The sequence below is a fragment of the Zongyangia hominis genome (genome assembly GCF_014385095.1).
Lineage (GTDB): Bacteria > Bacillota > Clostridia > Oscillospirales > Ruminococcaceae > Zongyangia > Zongyangia hominis.
On sequence record NZ_JACRTC010000003.1, the window covers coordinates 1 to 15,982 of the forward strand.

12 protein-coding genes are annotated in these 15,982 nt (G+C 60.3%); 8 read left to right on the plus strand and 4 right to left on the minus strand.

The features are described 5' to 3' along the window. The first annotated feature begins 267 nt into the window (after positions 1 to 267). Complete coding sequence (nadB, locus tag H8709_RS05245; protein ID WP_262397326.1) at positions 268 to 1,761, plus strand: L-aspartate oxidase; 1,494 nt, start codon at positions 268 to 270, stop codon at positions 1,759 to 1,761. Between the two features lie 113 nt (positions 1,762 to 1,874). Beyond that, positions 1,875 to 2,711: a carboxylating nicotinate-nucleotide diphosphorylase gene (gene nadC / locus H8709_RS05250; RefSeq protein WP_262397327.1), complete on the plus strand. Its 837-nt coding sequence runs from the start codon at positions 1,875 to 1,877 to the stop codon at positions 2,709 to 2,711. 267 nt (positions 2,712 to 2,978) lie between these two features. Here nadC and H8709_RS05255 read toward each other — a convergent pair whose 3' ends face one another. Further along, the gene (locus H8709_RS05255; RefSeq protein WP_262397328.1) at positions 2,979 to 3,356 is read right to left on the minus strand and encodes a VOC family protein; all 378 of its coding nucleotides are present in this window, start codon (positions 3,354 to 3,356) and stop codon (positions 2,979 to 2,981) included. A gap of 309 nt (positions 3,357 to 3,665) precedes the next feature. Here H8709_RS05255 and H8709_RS05260 point away from each other — a divergent pair, with 309 nt between their 5' ends. Beyond that, positions 3,666 to 5,366 (plus strand): S1C family serine protease, encoded by a 1,701-nt coding sequence (locus H8709_RS05260; protein WP_262397329.1) that lies wholly within the window; start codon positions 3,666 to 3,668, stop codon positions 5,364 to 5,366. A 413-nt stretch (positions 5,367 to 5,779) separates the two neighbouring features. Here the strand turns inward: H8709_RS05260 and dusB are convergent, their stop codons facing one another. Continuing rightward, positions 5,780 to 6,757: a tRNA dihydrouridine synthase DusB gene (gene dusB / locus H8709_RS05265; protein WP_262397330.1), complete on the minus strand. Its 978-nt coding sequence runs from the start codon at positions 6,755 to 6,757 to the stop codon at positions 5,780 to 5,782. Between the two features lie 169 nt (positions 6,758 to 6,926). On the opposite strand from dusB, the gene polA reads away from it, so the two are divergent. The 5 genes from polA (at position 6,927) to H8709_RS05290 (ending at position 14,342) form a co-directional block, all read left to right on the plus strand. Beyond that, entirely contained in the window at positions 6,927 to 9,530 is a 2,604-nt protein-coding gene (polA, locus tag H8709_RS05270; RefSeq protein ID WP_262397331.1) for a DNA polymerase I, read from the plus strand. Between the two features lie 299 nt (positions 9,531 to 9,829). Then, positions 9,830 to 10,375 (plus strand): ribosomal protein S18-alanine N-acetyltransferase, encoded by a 546-nt coding sequence (gene rimI / locus H8709_RS05275; protein ID WP_262397332.1) that lies wholly within the window; start codon positions 9,830 to 9,832, stop codon positions 10,373 to 10,375. Next, the gene (gene tsaD / locus H8709_RS05280) at positions 10,356 to 11,375 is read left to right on the plus strand and encodes a tRNA (adenosine(37)-N6)-threonylcarbamoyltransferase complex transferase subunit TsaD (protein ID WP_262397333.1); all 1,020 of its coding nucleotides are present in this window, start codon (positions 10,356 to 10,358) and stop codon (positions 11,373 to 11,375) included. Before rimI ends, tsaD begins: the two co-directional genes overlap by 20 nt. A 115-nt stretch (positions 11,376 to 11,490) precedes the next feature. Continuing rightward, complete coding sequence (locus tag H8709_RS05285) at positions 11,491 to 13,293, plus strand: phosphoenolpyruvate carboxykinase (GTP) (RefSeq protein ID WP_262397334.1); 1,803 nt, start codon at positions 11,491 to 11,493, stop codon at positions 13,291 to 13,293. Between the two features lie 680 nt (positions 13,294 to 13,973). Then, entirely contained in the window at positions 13,974 to 14,342 is a 369-nt protein-coding gene (locus tag H8709_RS05290) for a DUF7668 domain-containing protein (protein ID WP_262397335.1), read from the plus strand. A gap of 131 nt (positions 14,343 to 14,473) precedes the next feature. Here H8709_RS05290 and H8709_RS05295 read toward each other — a convergent pair whose 3' ends face one another. Together H8709_RS05295 and H8709_RS05300 are read right to left on the minus strand one after the other, a co-directional pair. Beyond that, positions 14,474 to 15,004, minus strand: coding sequence for a shikimate kinase (locus H8709_RS05295; protein WP_262397336.1), 531 nt, complete (start codon positions 15,002 to 15,004; stop codon positions 14,474 to 14,476). A 90-nt stretch (positions 15,005 to 15,094) separates the two neighbouring features. Then, a complete protein-coding gene (locus H8709_RS05300) occupies positions 15,095 to 15,967 on the minus strand; it encodes a shikimate dehydrogenase family protein (protein ID WP_262397337.1) in 873 nt (290 codons plus the stop codon). Between the last annotated feature and the right edge of the window lie 15 nt (positions 15,968 to 15,982).

A 15,982-nucleotide genomic window follows, 5' to 3' on the forward strand; every position in this document is an offset into this window, starting at 1 on the left:
TGGAGGGAGGGCGGTCATCCGCCGCAGACCCAGAGCGCGATCCTTGGGGGTTGTTAGCAAGGGGGAGTCCCCCTTGCTGTGCCCTTTGCATCCTTTCCGGCAAGGGAAAGGATGTGCCCGCGCGGCATGAGCGCAGGACTGCCGATCTCATCGGCGCCTATGTCTACACGGCACGAGCGCAAAAAAAGGATGCGCGGAGAACCGCTTTGTGGTAAAATAAGGACAGACAAAATGCCGCGTTGACACGGCGGATAATGGGAGACGAACATGGAACAAAATTATGATGTCGTCATCATTGGCACCGGTGTGGCGGGCCTTTACGGCGCGCTGCATCTGGACAAGCGTTTAAAGGTGCTGATCATCTGCAAACGGGACATTACCCTGAGCAACTCCTCTCTGGCCCAGGGCGGCGTCGCGGCGGTGACGCGTCCGGACTATGACGACGTGCGGTATCACATCGAGGATACCCTCATAGCGGGAGGGCATCAAAACGACCTGGCCGCGGTGACAAAACTCTGCGAAGAGGGACCCAAAGAGGTCCGGCACCTCATGGAGCTGGGCGTGGACTTTGACACCGATGCCGAGGGGAAGACCCACCTGACCTTGGAGGGCGGCCATTCCAAACCCCGTATCCTCCATCACAAGGACTGCACGGGCCGGGAAATCGTCAATAAACTTATACTGAATGTAAAAAAACAAGAAAATATTACTATTTGGGAGCATTCCATTGTGGTGGGACTGGAAAAGAGAGGGGATGGCTTTGCCATCGACGCCCTCTATGACGACGAGCACCACGACAATGAGCACTGCTTCCTCGCCGCCCGGTATGTCATGCTCTGCACCGGCGGCATCGGGCGGGTCTACCGCTACACCACCAACTCCGCCATCGCCACCGGCGACGGCATCGCCCTGGCCTACCAGATGGGCGCACGCATCAAGAACTTGAGCTTTGTCCAGTTTCACCCCACCGCCTTTGCGGGCAATGTGCGGGAGCGGTTCCTCATCTCGGAATCGGTGCGGGGCGAGGGAGCGAAGCTGCTCAACTGCCACGGCCAGCAGTTCATGACCCGCTATGACCCCAGAGGGGAGCTGGCCCCCCGGGATGTGGTGAGCAAGGGCATCATGGCCGAACAAAAGCGGGTGGGCAGCGACAAATTCTATCTGGACATCTCCTACAAGGACCCCAAGTTTATCAAGGAGCGTTTCCCCATGATCTATGCGGCGCTATTGGTGGAGGGCTACGACCTGACCAAGGACCCGATTCCGGTCTATCCCTGCCAGCATTATCTCATGGGCGGCATCGACGTGGACCTCAACTCCGCCACCACGGTGGACGGGCTCTACGCCTGCGGGGAGTGTTCCCACACCGGTGTACACGGGGCCAACCGCTTAGCCAGCAACTCCCTGCTGGAGGCCCTGGTCTTCTCCCATGCGGCGGCCAATCATATTAACGCCCGGAGCCTGACGGAGCCCGCCAGCTACCCCGACCCCGCTTTCCCGGCGGACCGGGGCCGCAATCGGATACCCAAGGGCATCCGCACCGAAATCCGCGCCATCATGCAGGAGGCGGACTTTGTGGTCCCCGATCCGGAGAAGGCGGCGGCCGGCCTCGCCCGCATCCTGGAAATTCGCCGGATGCTCCTCGACGGCGGCTTTATGATGAGCCACGACTACTTTGAGGCACTGAGCCTGGCCACCATCGCCTGCCTGATTTTGCAGGACGTCTCGGAGAAGGGGGACGCCGCCCCCGGCGCCCGGTAAGAAAGGCCCGGCGAATGCGATGAAATGGACGCCGCCTGGTAAGAATGGCCCGGCGAAGGTGATAACATAGACGCCGCACGCTTTTCCCCGGCGCGGCGGAAGGAGGAAAAATCATGACACTGCCCCAGTTTTATATCGACGACCTGATCAAAACCGCCCTCAAGGAGGACATCAACTATATCGACGTGACCAGCGACTATCTGCTCGACCCCGAGGCGGTGAGCGAGGCCTACTTTGTCTCCAAGGACGAGGGGGTGCTCTGCGGCATCGACGTGGCCATGCGGGTGTTCACCCTCTTGGACCCGGAAGTATCCTATGAAATTTATAAGCGCGACGGCGACCCCATCCAAAAGGGGGACGTCATCGTGGAGATGAAGGGGCGCACGGTGAGCCTTCTCAAAGGCGAGCGCACCGCCCTCAACCTCATCCAGCACATGTCGGGCATCGCCTCGGCCACCAACCGCTGTGTGAAGCTCACGGCGGGAACCAACGCCTCCATCGCCGACACCCGCAAGACGCTGCCGGGACTGCGCCCCCTGCAAAAGTACGCGGTGGTCTGCGGCGGCGGGCGCAACCACCGCTACAACCTGTCGGACGCGGCCATGCTCAAGGATAACCACATCGACGCCTACGGCTCCATCACCGCCGCCGTGGAAGCCCTGCGGAAAAAGGCCGGACACATGCTCTCCATCGAGGTGGAGACCCGCTCCCTGGACGAACTGCGGGAGGCCCTGGCGGTGGGCGCCAACATCATCATGCTCGACAACATGGACTGCGACACCATGAAGGAAGCGGTGGCCATCACGGCGGGCCGGGCCAAATTGGAGGCCTCGGGCAACATCACGCTGGAAAATATCGCCCAGGTGGCCCAGACCGGGGTGGACATCATCTCCCTGGGCGCGCTGACCCACTCGGTGCAGTGCTTCGACATCTCCATGAAGATCAAATAGTAACCGGAAAGCGCCGTCCGCAAAGCTGCGGACGGCGCTAGCACGTTTAAGAGGGGAAAGGCCCGGCCTCACCGAATGGAGGACGGGCCTTTCTCTTTCCTGTTAGGGCCGCGTGCCTTTCGCCGCCGCAATTATGGACTACGCTGTAAATTCGGTGATGAGCGGCCGCCGCCTTGGCTTTCGCGGGGGACTTCCCGGGGAGCAGATCCGGCCCCGGACATGAAAAAAGCAGCCGCTTTTAGCGGCTGCTTTTGGTTGCAGTTATGTTTATTTCACTTGTGCGAACTCCAGCTCCTCGCCGTCGGGGCCGGAAATTTTAAAGTAGCGGTTCGATTTGGGCGCGAACATGTCGTTGGACTCGATGCCCTTGGTGGTGATTTTGTAACCCAGGGAGACGGCCTCCGCATAAGCGGCGTCGATATCATTGGACACAAAAGCGATGTGGTCGACAATGCCCAGGGGTTTCTGATGCAGATCGTCATGGCGCTGGTAGATCTCCATGGTGCAGCCGTTGTTTTCCAGCATGCAGGATTTTTCCAACATAACGACTTCTTCAAAGCCGAGGCTCTTATAAAATTCAACGGATTTCTTAAAGTCTTTGACAGGCAGTCCGATATGAGCCAGGCCCACAGGATTGTTTTTCATATGTGCGCACCCCTTTTTATAAAATATTGATGTTATTTCTATTATAAAGGCCGCTTCTTGAAAATGCAATGGATTTGCCCCTTCTGAGCCTTCTGAAAATACAAGGTGGAAGTTAGTGAATATTACAGAAAAGGAGGCAGAAACGAAATGTTGATGTTTCGTTCAAACTTTTTTCACAAATGGGGCCGGTGTTTACAAAATCCATGATTTACTTTCATTTGCTATTCAGTTTTCATTCAAAAAACTGTCACTTGGGCCGGGTATACTATAAACACAGTCAAGGAAACGAACATGAAGGAGGCACCTTTGATGTATCAAGATAAAAACGAGATGAACAGCTTATTCGATTTCCTCAGAGACGAGGACAGAGCCAACCTGAAAAATGATCCGGCCGGTCCGGCGGATGTGTACGGACAAGGCTATCAAACTTATGAAAGCAAACAGGACAGCACCCCAACTTCCGAAACAAACAGCGCCGGCGGTGTCAGCGGAGGGACAAACCAGAGCGGCTGGATCATGGCCGATTCTTCCGTGAAGCCCCAGGCGGACAGCGCGCAGAAAGCTTCCTCCGCTTCCGTAGACGGCGCGGCGGCCACACCCACCGCCGACTGGAACCGGACGGCGGACCCGGCGGACGCTTCCTCCGCCGGGTGGACGGCGTCTTCCACCTCCTACGGCGCTTACAGCCAAGGGTACGGCGCGGACCAGGATACCACAACGCCGCCGGGCGGGCGCAGCGCCGACTGGTACGCCGCCCACAGTGCGGGCAAACCCCCGCGCCAAAAAAAAGAGAAAGCCCCCAAGGCGAAAAAATCGCCCCGTCCCATGAGCGTGCGCGCGGCGGCGGTCATGATGGCGGTGGGCATCACCGCGGCGGGAGCCGCGGGCTTCGGCGGCGGATACCTGGCCAACAGCCTCGCCGGAAACCACATGACAGCACCCCAAAACGGCAACTCCACGCCCCCCGCCTCCACCGTCAGCGCCAATACGAGCTCTTTGAGCGTGGCGCAGATCGCGGAGATGAACGGCAACTCGGTGGTGGAGATCACCACCGAAAGCGTTTCGAACGGCGGGTTTTTCATGCAGCAGTACATCTCCTCCGGCGCCGGGAGCGGCGTCATCATCTCGGAGGACGGCTATATCATCACCAATAACCACGTCATTGAAGGGGCCAGCACCGTCAAGGTACGGCTCAAAAACGGCGACACCTACGACGCCACCCTGGTGGGCACCGATGCCCAGACCGATGTGGCCGTCATCAAAATAGACGCCAAGGATTTGACTCCTGTCACCATGGGCGATTCCGACACCCTCCAGGTGGGCCAGACCGCCGTCGCCATCGGCAACCCCTTGGGCGAGCTGGGCGGCACGGTTACTAACGGTATCATCAGCGCTTTGGACCGGGAGATCACCTTGGACGGCAAGCAGATGAACCTGTTACAGACCAACGCCGCCATCAACCCCGGCAACTCGGGCGGCGGGCTCTTTAACGACAAGGGCGAGCTCATCGGCCTGGTGGTGGCCAAATCCACCGGCGAAAACGTGGAAGGCCTGGGCTTTGCCATCCCGGTTAACGACGTCAAGAACGTCATCGACAACCTCATCGACTACGGCTATGTCAAGGGCCGCTTCGCCCTGGGCGTCACCACCCTGGACATCACCAGCCAAGAGGCACAAATGAAATACCAAGTGGATAAACAAGGCGTTTATGTACAGCAAGTAAATGTCGGCGGCAACGCGGAGCTGGCCGGGATCCAGGCGGGCGACCGGATTGTCTCGGTGGACGGCACCGCCATTGAAAGCGGGTCCCAGCTTAAAGACATCATCCAAAGCCACACGGCGGGCGACAAGATCACGATGGTGGTGGAGCGAAACGGCCAGCAGGTCTCCCTGGCGGTGACCTTGGCGGAAACCACCCCCAACCAGAACGGCGCCTCCGGACAAAATGACGCGTCCGGCGGCTCCGGCCAACTCCCCGGCGATGGCGCCATCCCCGACCGGGGCAACTAATTTCGCGTACTCCTTCTATATAGATTACTTCTTCTTCTCAAAATTCTCCAAAGGAAAAGGGCCGGTTCTTATGAACCGGCCCTTTTTCTTTTTGCTTTACAAAGGAAGGGTCCGCGGTTTGGCCGGGCGAGGCAAAACCGGCCCGAGTGGGGGCCGCTTTCCGCCGCTGCGGCCATCGGTGTCGCCGCCCCATCGGCCCCGTGTCTTTTGCGGCGATTACCACCGGTCGGGCATTCCGATACCGTGGGGAGCCCGCCGGTTTCGAGGTCTTCCCACCGGCGGGCGTTGGAACCTGCCGCTGCATACCTTCTCCGGCGTCCCCGGCCAAGGCGTGGATGTTACCGGGGAGGCAACGCAAAAAACGGCGGCTGACTGCCGCCGTCCGGTTTCCTCGGAGAAATATTCCGCCGTTCTCATCCTTCGTTTTGACGCAGGGCCTCCTCGGCCAGACGCTGGGCGTCGGCAAACTCTCTGAGCTGGCCCGCCGCCCGGCGCAGAGAGGCGGCCCCTCTGAGCCCGTGCATATAATAGGCCGCGTGGCGTCTTGCCTCCCGCATGGCGATGTATTCGCCCTTGTACTCACACGCGAGGCGGATTTGACGCAGCATGACCTCCATCCGCTCCTTTAGCGGCGGGTCGGGGAGGAGGACGCCCTCGGTGAGATAGGCCGCGATCTGCTCAAAGACCCAGGGGCGGCCCAGAGCGCCCCGGCCCACGGCTACGCAGTCGCAGCCGGTCTCCTCGAGCATGCGCTTGGCGCTCAAGGCGTCGGTGACATCCCCGTTGCCGATGACCGGGATGGAGACCGCCGCCTTCACCTGTCGGATGATGTCCCGGTCCACCGGCGGAGCGTACATCTGCTGGCGGGTCCGGCCGTGGACGGTGAGGGCGGCGGCCCCCGCGTCCTCCAATATTTTGGCGAACTCCACCGCGTTGACATGCTCCTCGTCCCAGCCCTTGCGGAACTTGGCCGTCACCGGGACAGGCACCGCCTTGACTACCGCCGCCACGATCTCCCCGGCCAGCTTCGGGTGCTTCATCAGCGCCGAGCCACCGCCGTTGCCCGCCACCTTGGGGGCGGGACAGCCCATGTTGATGTCGATGACGTCGGGGGAAAAGGCCATGGCCCGCCGGGCGGCCTCGGCCAGGGTGGCGGGCTCGTCGCCGAAGAGCTGGACCGCCATGGGCCGCTCGGCGTCGGTGACGGTGAGCAGGGCGGCGGTCTTTTTGTCCGAGTAGGTCAGGCCTTTGGAGGAGGCCATCTCCCCCACCACGAAGGCGCAGCCGAACTCCTTGCACACCTGGCGGAAGGCCCGGTCGCCCACCCCGGCCATGGGGGCCAGGGTGGCGGTGCGGGGAATCCTCACATTGCCGATCATCATATATTCCATGGAAAAACTCCTTTTTCTTTGCAGGTAGAATTATTCTAGCAAATTTGTGGGAGACGCGCAACAAATGTGGTATAATAATTCCGAATCGGCTTTTGTTCCCGGAAGGGGGAAAAGGCCGGCGGATTCCGGCTTTTTGCCGGGGACCGTGAATTTAGGACGAGGTGAATGTATGAAACTCATGGCTGTGGACGGCAACAGCGTTTTGAACCGGGCCTTTTACGGCATCCGGCTTCTTTCCAACAAGGACGGCATCTATACCAACGCCATTTTCGGCTTTATCAATATCATACTCAAGCTGATGGACGATATCAAACCCGACGCGGTGGCCTTCGCCTTCGACCTCAAGGCCCCCACCTTCCGGCATCTGATGTTCGACGACTACAAGGCCAACCGCAAGGGCATGCCCGAGGAACTGGCGGTCCAGCTGCCGCTCGTCAAGGAGCTGCTTGTGGACCTGGGCTACAAGATCGTGGAAAAAGAGGGCTACGAGGCCGACGACATCCTGGGCACCCTGGCCCAGCGCTGCAAAGACGACGGGGACGAGTGCGTCATCGCCACCGGGGACCGGGACTCCCTCCAACTGGTGGGGGACGGGGTCACCGTGGTGCTGGCCGCCACCAAGATGGGCCGGGCGGAGTACACCGTCTACGGCCCCGAGGAGGTCAGGGAAAAGTACGGGGTGACTCCCACCCAGTTTATCGACGTCAAGGCCCTCATGGGCGACGCCTCCGACAACATCCCCGGCGTGGCGGGCATCGGGGAGAAGACGGCCACCGACCTCATCTCCCGGTTTGGGAGTATCGAGTATATCTTCGAGCACTTTGACGAAATCGAGCTCAAGCCCGGCGTGCGCAAAAAGCTCCAGGACGCCCAGGGCATCGCCCAGATGAGTAAGGTGCTGGCCACCATCGACCTGGACGCGCCGGTGGAGTGCGGGGCCCGCTGCTATGTCCGGGGCGTCCCCGACGAGGGGGCGGCGGTGCGCCTGCTCTCTAAGTTAGAGATGTATTCCACCATCCAGCGCCTGGGCCTGCGGGCCGACGCGGCCACCGCTTCCGCACCGGCCGAAGCGCCCGGGGAAAATGAGCCGCCCGCCGCCGCCATTCCCGTCTCGGAACTGGACAAGGCCGCCCTGGAAAAGCTCTTAAAAGAAACCGAACCCGTCTCCTTTTGCGTGCGGGCCGAGGGGGAGGAGATCACCGAGGGGTGGGCGGCCTGTGCGAAGGGGGTCTTTCACACCAAGGACGCCGCTTTCATCGACCGGCTGCTGCAGGCGCAGGGCGTCAAGCTCGTCACCGATAACGGCAAGGCCCTCCATCACCACGCCATCACCAGAGGCTACCGCATCGGGAATCTCATCTTCGACGTGTCCCTGGCGGCGTATCTTTTAAGCCCCACCTCCGCCAGCTACGATCTGACCATGCTCTCCTCCCAGTACGGCGCGAAGGTGCCCCTGCTCGAAGGGGAGGGCAAGGACGAACGGGGGGCGCTGGATGCGGCCATGACCTTGGCCCTCTACCCGCCGCTCCTCGCGGCCATTCAGAAAAACGAGCAGGACAAACTGCTTTTTGAAATCGAGATGCCCCTCTCCCAGGTGCTGGCCCAGATGGAGCACACGGGCTTTGACATCGACACCGCCGGAGTCGCGGAGTTCGGCAAGGAGCTGGACAAAAACATTCTTTCCCTTCAGGAGCGGATCTACGGCTTTGCGGGGGAAGTGTTCAACATCAATTCCCCCAAGCAGCTGGGGGTCATCCTCTTTGAAAAACTGGAACTGCCCACCCGAAAAAAGACCAAGACCGGCTATTCGACCAACGCCGACGTGCTGGAATCCCTGCGGGGCAAGCACCCCATCATCGAGGAAATCCTGGAATACCGGAAGCTGACGAAGCTCAAATCCACCTATGTGGACGGGCTGTTGGCCGCCGTCTTCCCCGATGGTAGGATTCATTCGAGCTTTAACCAGACCGAGACCCGCACCGGGCGCATCAGCTCCACCGAGCCCAACATGCAGAATATCCCGGTGCGCACCGAGCTCGGCTCCACATTGCGCAAGTTCTTTAAGGCCCCTGCGGGCTGGAACCTCATCGACGCCGACTACTCCCAGATTGAACTCAGGGTTCTCGCGTCCATCGCCGACGACGAAAACATGATCGCGGCCTTTCAAATGGGGGAGGACATCCACCGCCAGACGGCGGCCCAGGTCTTCCGTCTGACTCCTCTGGAAGTCACCCCCCTCATGCGCTCGCGGGCCAAGGCGGTCAACTTCGGCATCGTCTACGGCATCGGCGCCTTCTCCCTCTCTCAGGACATCGGGGTCAGTGTGGCCGAGGCCGACAGCTATATCAAGGGGTATCTGGACACCTACCGGGGCGTGGCCAAATATATGGAAGAGATCAAGAAATTTGCCAAGGATAACGGCTATGTGGTGACTCTTATGGGACGCCGCCGCTACCTGCCGGAGCTTTCTAGCTCCAACCGGAACATGCGCAACTTCGGGGAGCGGGTGGCCATGAACACCCCCATCCAGGGCACAGCGGCGGACATCATCAAGATCGCCATGGTCCGGGTCAGCGACGCCCTGGAAAGGGCGGGGCTTAAAACCCGGCTCATTTTGCAGGTCCACGACGAACTGATTCTCGCCGCGCCCCCTGAGGAGGTGGACAGAGCTTCCGCCATCCTGAAAGAGGAGATGGAAAACGCGGTTCATTTAAAGGTCCCCATGGAGGTGGACGTCCACGCCGGGGAGAACTGGCTGGCCGCCAAAGGCTAGCGGGCAGGGCGCGCTGCCATGTCGCGCTGTGGCGTCGTTCGTATCCCAAACGCGGGCAACGCGACACTGTTGCAGTTTGGACTTAAGGGCGCGTCGTCCACGCCGGTAGGCGCGGTGGAGCAAACCGCGACAGAGCTCATGCGTAACCCGAGCGCGGGCAACGCGACACCGTTGCAGTTTGAACTAAAAGGCGCGTCGTCCCCCAGCGGTAGCTGGCGCGTCATCCCCCAGCGGTAGCTGGCCCCAGCGGCAGCTGGGCGCTATAACAGGATTTGAGAGAGAAGACGGAAGGAAGCAGTATGGAAGCAATCGAAGGAATCCGCATTGTCAAGATGGAGCAGCGGCACATCAGGGAGGTCGCCAGGCTGGAAAAGGAGTGTTTCTCCACCCCCTGGCGAGACGAGGGGCTCGCCTATGAGCTAACCAATCCCCTGGCGGCCTTTTATGTGGCGCTGGACCCCCAGGACCGGGTGGCCGGCTACGCGGGGATGCACAACATCGTCGGGGAGGGATACATCACCAACATCGCGGTGTATGCGTCCTGCCGCCGCCGGGGCATCGGCCGGGCGCTTTTGCAGACGCTTCTCCACTTTGCCAAGGAGCATGAGCTCCGCCTGGTGACGCTGGAGGTCCGGGCGTCCAATACTGGGGCCATCGCCCTCTATGAGCAGATGGGCTTTGACCGGGTGGGATTTCGTCCCGGCTACTATCAAAAGCCCAAGGAGGACGCCCTCATCATGACCCGCCGTTATTGGTCCAGCGACCTGTTCCCAGAGCAGATCCATCAGGGCGACTATCTCAACGAACAGAGAAAGGAAGAGACGGTTGAAAATATTAGCCATTGAAAGCTCCTGTGACGAGACGGCCGCGGCCGTAGTGGAGGACGGACACCGGGTCCTCTCCTCCATCATCGATTCCCAGGTCCAGGAGCATAAAATATACGGCGGTGTGGTGCCGGAAATCGCCTCCCGCCGCCACTGTGAGGCCGTCGACGGGGTGGTGACTTCCGCCCTCACCGAAGCCGGCCTCTCCCTAGAGGAGGTGGATGCGGTGGCGGTCACCGCTTACCCCGGCCTTATCGGCGCGCTGCTCGTCGGCGTCAACTACGCCAAGGGCCTCTGCCTGGGCTCCGGCAAGCCCCTCATCCCCGTCCACCACATCCGCAGCCACATCGCCGCCAACTACATCGAGCACCCGGAGCTTACCCCCCCCTTCCTGTGCCTGGTGGCGTCGGGGGGGCATAGCCACATCATCGAGGTCAGGGACTACACCGATTTTCATATCATCGGCCGCACCCGGGACGACGCGGCGGGGGAGGCCTTCGACAAGGCCGCCCGCGCCATGGGCTTTCCCTATCCCGGCGGCATCTACATCGACAAGGCGTCCAGAGCGGGCAACCCCGACGCCTATAAACTGCCCCGTCCCAAGGTGGAGGGCTGCCCCTATGACTTTAGCTTTTCCGGGCTTAAAACCGCGGTCATCAACCTCATCCACAACTGCGCCCAGAAGGGGGAAGAATTTAACCGGGACGACCTGGCGGCTTCTTTCCAGAAGGCGGTGGTGGAAATCCTCTCCGATCGGCTGCTGCTGGCGGCCAAGGAACTTCACCACAAGCAGATCGTGCTGGCCGGGGGAGTAAGCGCCAACTCCGGGCTCAGAACGCATCTCAAAAAGGAGTGCGCGGCACGGGGCTATACCCTCACGGTGCCCTCGCCCATCTACTGCACCGACAACGCCGTTATGGTGGGGGCGCAGGCTTACCACGAGTTTTTGGCGGGAAATGTGGCGGACATGTCCCTGAACGCTTGTGCGAGTTTGCCCATTGACCAAATACCCACTTGGTAAAACTGCCAAATTTGTTGCGGGATTGAAAATTTGATAAGAATATAACAATTTCCCGCTTGAAAACACTGGACACAGGGGTTATAATGATATTCGTGGTACTTTTGCTTACATCCGGTTGCCAAAGCAATCGGCGAAAGGAGATAGGACAATGCTTACAAACAACAAGAATGTTCTCAACTGGGTCGACGAGATGGCGGCCCTGACAAAACCGGACAAGATTGTCTGGATTGACGGCAGCGAAGAGCAGCTTGAAGAGCTGCGGAATCTCTCCATTTCCATCGGCGAAATGGAAAGACTCAACGAAGAAAAACTGCCGGGCTGCCTGCTGCACAGAACCGCGCTCAACGACGTGGCCCGTGTCGAGGGCAGAACCTTTATCTGCTCCAGAGAAAAAGAGAATGCCGGCCCCACCAACAACTGGGAAGATCCCAAAGTCATGTATCCGAAGCTGAGAAAGCTCTTTGACGGCTGCATGAAGGGCCGCACCATGTATGTCATCCCCTACTGCATGGGCCCCATCGGTTCCAAACTTTCCAAAGTGGGCGTCGAGCTGACCGACTCCACCTATGTTGTACTCAATATGGACATCATGACCCGCATGGGCGCCGACGCGTTCAAACAGCTGGGTGACGAGTCCAACGACTTCGTCCGCGGCCTGCACTCCAAAGCGCAGCTGGACGAGGAAAACAGATACATCGTCCATTTCCCGGAGGACAACACCATCTGGTCCGTCAACTCCGGTTACGGCGGCAACGTGCTGCTGGGTAAAAAGTGCTTCGCGCTGAGAATCGCTTCCTACCAGGGTTGGAAGGAAGGCTGGATGGCCGAGCATATGCTCATCCTCGGCATTGAGAATCCCCAGGGCGAGATCAAATACATCTCCGCCGCTTTCCCGTCCGCTTGCGGTAAGACCAACCTTGCCATGCTCATTCCGCCCAAAGCCTATCTGGAAAAGGGCTATAAAGTATGGTGCGTCGGCGACGACATTGCCTGGATGCGCATCGGTCCCGACGGCCGTCTGTGGGCCATCAACCCGGAGAACGGATTCTTCGGCGTTGCCCCCGGCACCAACGAGAAATCCAATCCCAACGCGCTGGCTTCCACCAGACAGGGCACCATCTTCACCAACGTTGTCCACAACCTGGATGACAACACCGTTTGGTGGGAGGGTCTGGACAAGAACCCGCCGAAGAACGCCGTCAACTGGAAGGGCGAGAAGTGGGATTGCACCGATGGAAGCAAAGGCGCTCATCCCAACAGCCGCTTCACCGCTCCGGCAAAGAATTGCCCCTGCGTGAGCAAAGAGTTCGATAACCCCAACGGCGTGCCCATCTCCGCCATCGTATTCGGCGGCCGCCGCGCCAAGACCGCTCCTCTGGTTTACCAGTCCCGCGATTGGAACCACGGCGTGTTCGTCGGCTCCATCATGGCTTCTGAGACCACTGCCGCCGCTACCGGCGCCGTCGGCGTTGTCCGCCGCGATCCCATGGCCATGCTGCCCTTCTGCGGCTACCACATGGGCGACTACTTCGCACATTGGATCGAAATGGGCGAGAAGCTGGGCGACAAGGCTCCGAAGATCTTCAACGTCAACTGGTTCAGAACCGACGATGAAGGCCACTTCATCTGGCCGGGCTTTGGCGACAACATGCGCGTCCTGCTCTGGATCCTGGCCCGCTGCGAAGGCAAGGCCGACGCGATGGAGACTCCCATCGGCTACGAGCCCAAACCCGAGGACATCGACATCGAAGGCCTGGATATCGATCTGGATACCCTCAAAGGTCTGCTGGATGTAGACGTGGACCTCTGGAAAGAGGAAGCAAAGGGCATCCACGAGTTCTATGCCAAATTTGGCGACAGACTGCCGGAAGAGCTGAAAAAACAGCTGGCAACTCTGGAAGCAAACCTGAACAAATAAGCATTTTGATAAAAAGGCGGTACGGTTACGTACCGCCTTTTTGTTTTGCCCAGCGTCCCCTGCCTGTTTGCGCCGCCTACATGACGTCCCAGCGCCCGCGGCGGGCAGGTCAGGCCCCTGGCCCCTTTGCGCCGCCGCCGCGCAGTCCGCGCTTTCGTTCTGGCGGAGACAACAGCGCGGCATCTCGACCGGCAGGTCCGGCGCGGCATCCCGCCCCGGTAGGGGCTGCGGCGGGCAGGACGCGCCCCTGGCCCCATCGCGACGCCGTCGCGGCACCCGCGCTTTCGTTCTGGCGGAGACAACAGCGCGGCATCCCGACCGGCAGGTCCGCCGCAGGTGGGGCTTGCGCTGCGGGGGGAAACGTGCTACACTAAAGGCGGAAAAACAAGTAGAAACGGAGGGCCCAGCCATGTATGAAAAAGGAAAAAATGCAGCCTTGTGGAATGCGATTGTAGCGCTATCCCTGGTGGCGGCAGGATGTGCGGCCATGGTTCTCAGTGCGATTGCCAGCGTCAAACTGCTGTCCAAGAATCTGGATTAAAAAAGAGCGCTCCACCGCGGAGCGCTCTTATTTTTTGCCGGTCCGATCATTTCCAGGAAATTTACGAGATATGGTAGATTTTTTCATAAGAATGGGATAAAATGTAAATCAAGATGGGGATAAGGCGGAGGCGACTGAGATGGGCATTGCATCGGTATTGTTTGAAGAAGTTTATCAAATCTTGGAGAAGATTGTGGACGAACAGTATGAGGCGCTTGGCCGGGAGGGAAAGCTCATCGGTGTCAGCGAGGAGGAAATCCGGGAAATCCTGGCCCGATATGGGGCGCCCACCCGGGTTCCCGTGCGGCGGCTGGTGGATGACTTTGCCTACCGGCAGCTGCGGCAAACCAATTTCTACAAGGGATACCTGAATCTGTGGCTGGACGGGGAAAGAAGCGGCCTTTATCTGGTCTGCGCCATCGGCCTCGACGGGCAGGGACGCGTGGTCTATTCGGCCATTGACGAAATTCACGTCACCCGCAAAGCGCCCGAAACCGCCCTGCGGTGAGAATCGGCTCCGGGGCGAGTCCATAAAAGCGCCCGAAGTCACTCTGCAGTGAGAGCCACTGAGCAGGTTTTACAAAGACGCGCAGAAAAAGGCCCGGCAGTCATCGACTGCCGGGCCTTCAGTTTGTGCCGTTAGAAGCGCTCGCTTTCAGGGGTGTAGGAAAGCTCGATGCCCTGAATAATTTCCCGGACAATAGCCTCGGAATCCAGGCCGGTGATGCGCTGGTCGCAGGCCTTGAGATAGAGGTCCCGGCGGGCGTTATAGAGCTCCCGCAGCTTCTCCGGAGTGTTGTTTCGCACCAGCGGCCGGTCGGAATCCTTGATGCGCTTATAGCACACGTCAAAGGGGATGTCCAAGAAGATGACCCGGTCCCCGTGGGAGTGAAACAGCTCCACATTGCGCTCAAAGGTCATCATGCCGCCGCCGGTGGCGATCACTTGGCTTTTGTTGCGGGAGGTCAGATCCTGGACGGCCGCGTGCTCCAGATCCCGGTAATGCTCCTCCCCGTGGACCTCGAAGATCTGGGGGACGGTCATGCCGGTGGACGCCTCGATGACGTCGTCGGTATCCACATAGGTGAAAAGCAGGTGGCCGGCCAGCATCTTGCCGATGGTGGTCTTGCCGCTGCCCATAAATCCGCAAAGAACAATATTGTGTAACATGGTTTTACTCCCTTCCGCCCCACGGGGCAGTTGCATGATCATTCTATCGTTAAGGTACCCGGCGGCGCAGAAGACAGGAAATCGCGCCCCTTACCGTCCCGTCTTTGCCATCTCCCGCTCAAAGCGCACGGTGAGGGCCGCGATGTCGGCGGGGTCATAGGAGGAGCCGTCCCAGATTTCGTGGGCGGCCACCGCCTGCCACACCAGCATGGACATGCCGCCCACGGCCTTTTTGCTCAGGCGGCGGGCGCACGCCAGCAGCCGGGTCTCGCCGGGGTTATAGATGGCGTCGAAGACTTGGCGGCAACCGGCCATCATCTCTTCGGTGGCGGGCATGGCCTCCACTTTGGGGAACATCCCCACCGGGGTGGCGTTGCACATCAGATCAAACGCGCCCTCCCGCTCCATGAGGGGCAACACTTCGTCCATGAGCACCAGCCGCGCCCGCGCGTGGGGGGAGAGGGCCCGGATGTCCGCGAGGACGCCTTCGGCCCGGGGCACGCCGCCCAGCCGCACGGCCAATACCACGTCGCACCCGCGCAGGGCAAGTTCAATGGCCATCATCCGCCCGGCCCCGCCGGCCCCCAGGATCAGCACCCGCTGGTCCCGGGTCTCCACCCCCGCTTCACGCAGGGAGCGGAGAAAGCCGTCCACGTCGGTGTTGTAGCCCACCATCTGTTCCCCGCACCGGACGGTGTTGACCGCCCCAAAGCGGCGGGCGCTGTCCGAAAGTGCGTCCAGATGAGGTATAATTTCCAGTTTATGGGGAATCGTCACATTAAAGCCGGTGAGCGCGCGGAGCGCTCCCACCCGTCCGGACAGCGCCTCGGGGGGGATTTCCATGACCTGATAGTCCCCCGTCTGTCCCGCCAGCGCAAAGAGGGCGGCGTGGATGGGGGGCGACATGGTGTGCCCTAAAGGATAGCCGATGAGGGCAAAGGAGCGCGCCTTTTGCATTTCCATGTTCGGTCGCCTCGC

What these genes read in the sequence shown, in the direction of transcription:
- H8709_RS05290 (WP_262397335.1), top strand. Translation starts at nt 13,974, where the DNA reads ATGGGCATTGCATCGGTATTGTTTGAAGAAGTTTATCAAATCTTGGAG.
- nadB (WP_262397326.1), top strand. Translation starts at nt 268, where the DNA reads ATGGAACAAAATTATGATGTCGTCATCATTGGCACCGGTGTGGCGGGC.
- rimI (WP_262397332.1), top strand. Translation starts at nt 9,830, where the DNA reads ATGGAAGCAATCGAAGGAATCCGCATTGTCAAGATGGAGCAGCGGCAC.
- H8709_RS05260 (WP_262397329.1), top strand. Translation starts at nt 3,666, where the DNA reads ATGTATCAAGATAAAAACGAGATGAACAGCTTATTCGATTTCCTCAGA.
- H8709_RS05295 (WP_262397336.1), bottom strand. Translation starts at nt 15,004, where the DNA reads ATGTTACACAATATTGTTCTTTGCGGATTTATGGGCAGCGGCAAGACC.
- H8709_RS05300 (WP_262397337.1), bottom strand. Translation starts at nt 15,967, where the DNA reads ATGGAAATGCAAAAGGCGCGCTCCTTTGCCCTCATCGGCTATCCTTTA.
- polA (WP_262397331.1), top strand. Translation starts at nt 6,927, where the DNA reads ATGAAACTCATGGCTGTGGACGGCAACAGCGTTTTGAACCGGGCCTTT.
- H8709_RS05255 (WP_262397328.1), bottom strand. Translation starts at nt 3,356, where the DNA reads ATGAAAAACAATCCTGTGGGCCTGGCTCATATCGGACTGCCTGTCAAA.
- dusB (WP_262397330.1), bottom strand. Translation starts at nt 6,757, where the DNA reads ATGGAATATATGATGATCGGCAATGTGAGGATTCCCCGCACCGCCACC.
- nadC (WP_262397327.1), top strand. Translation starts at nt 1,875, where the DNA reads ATGACACTGCCCCAGTTTTATATCGACGACCTGATCAAAACCGCCCTC.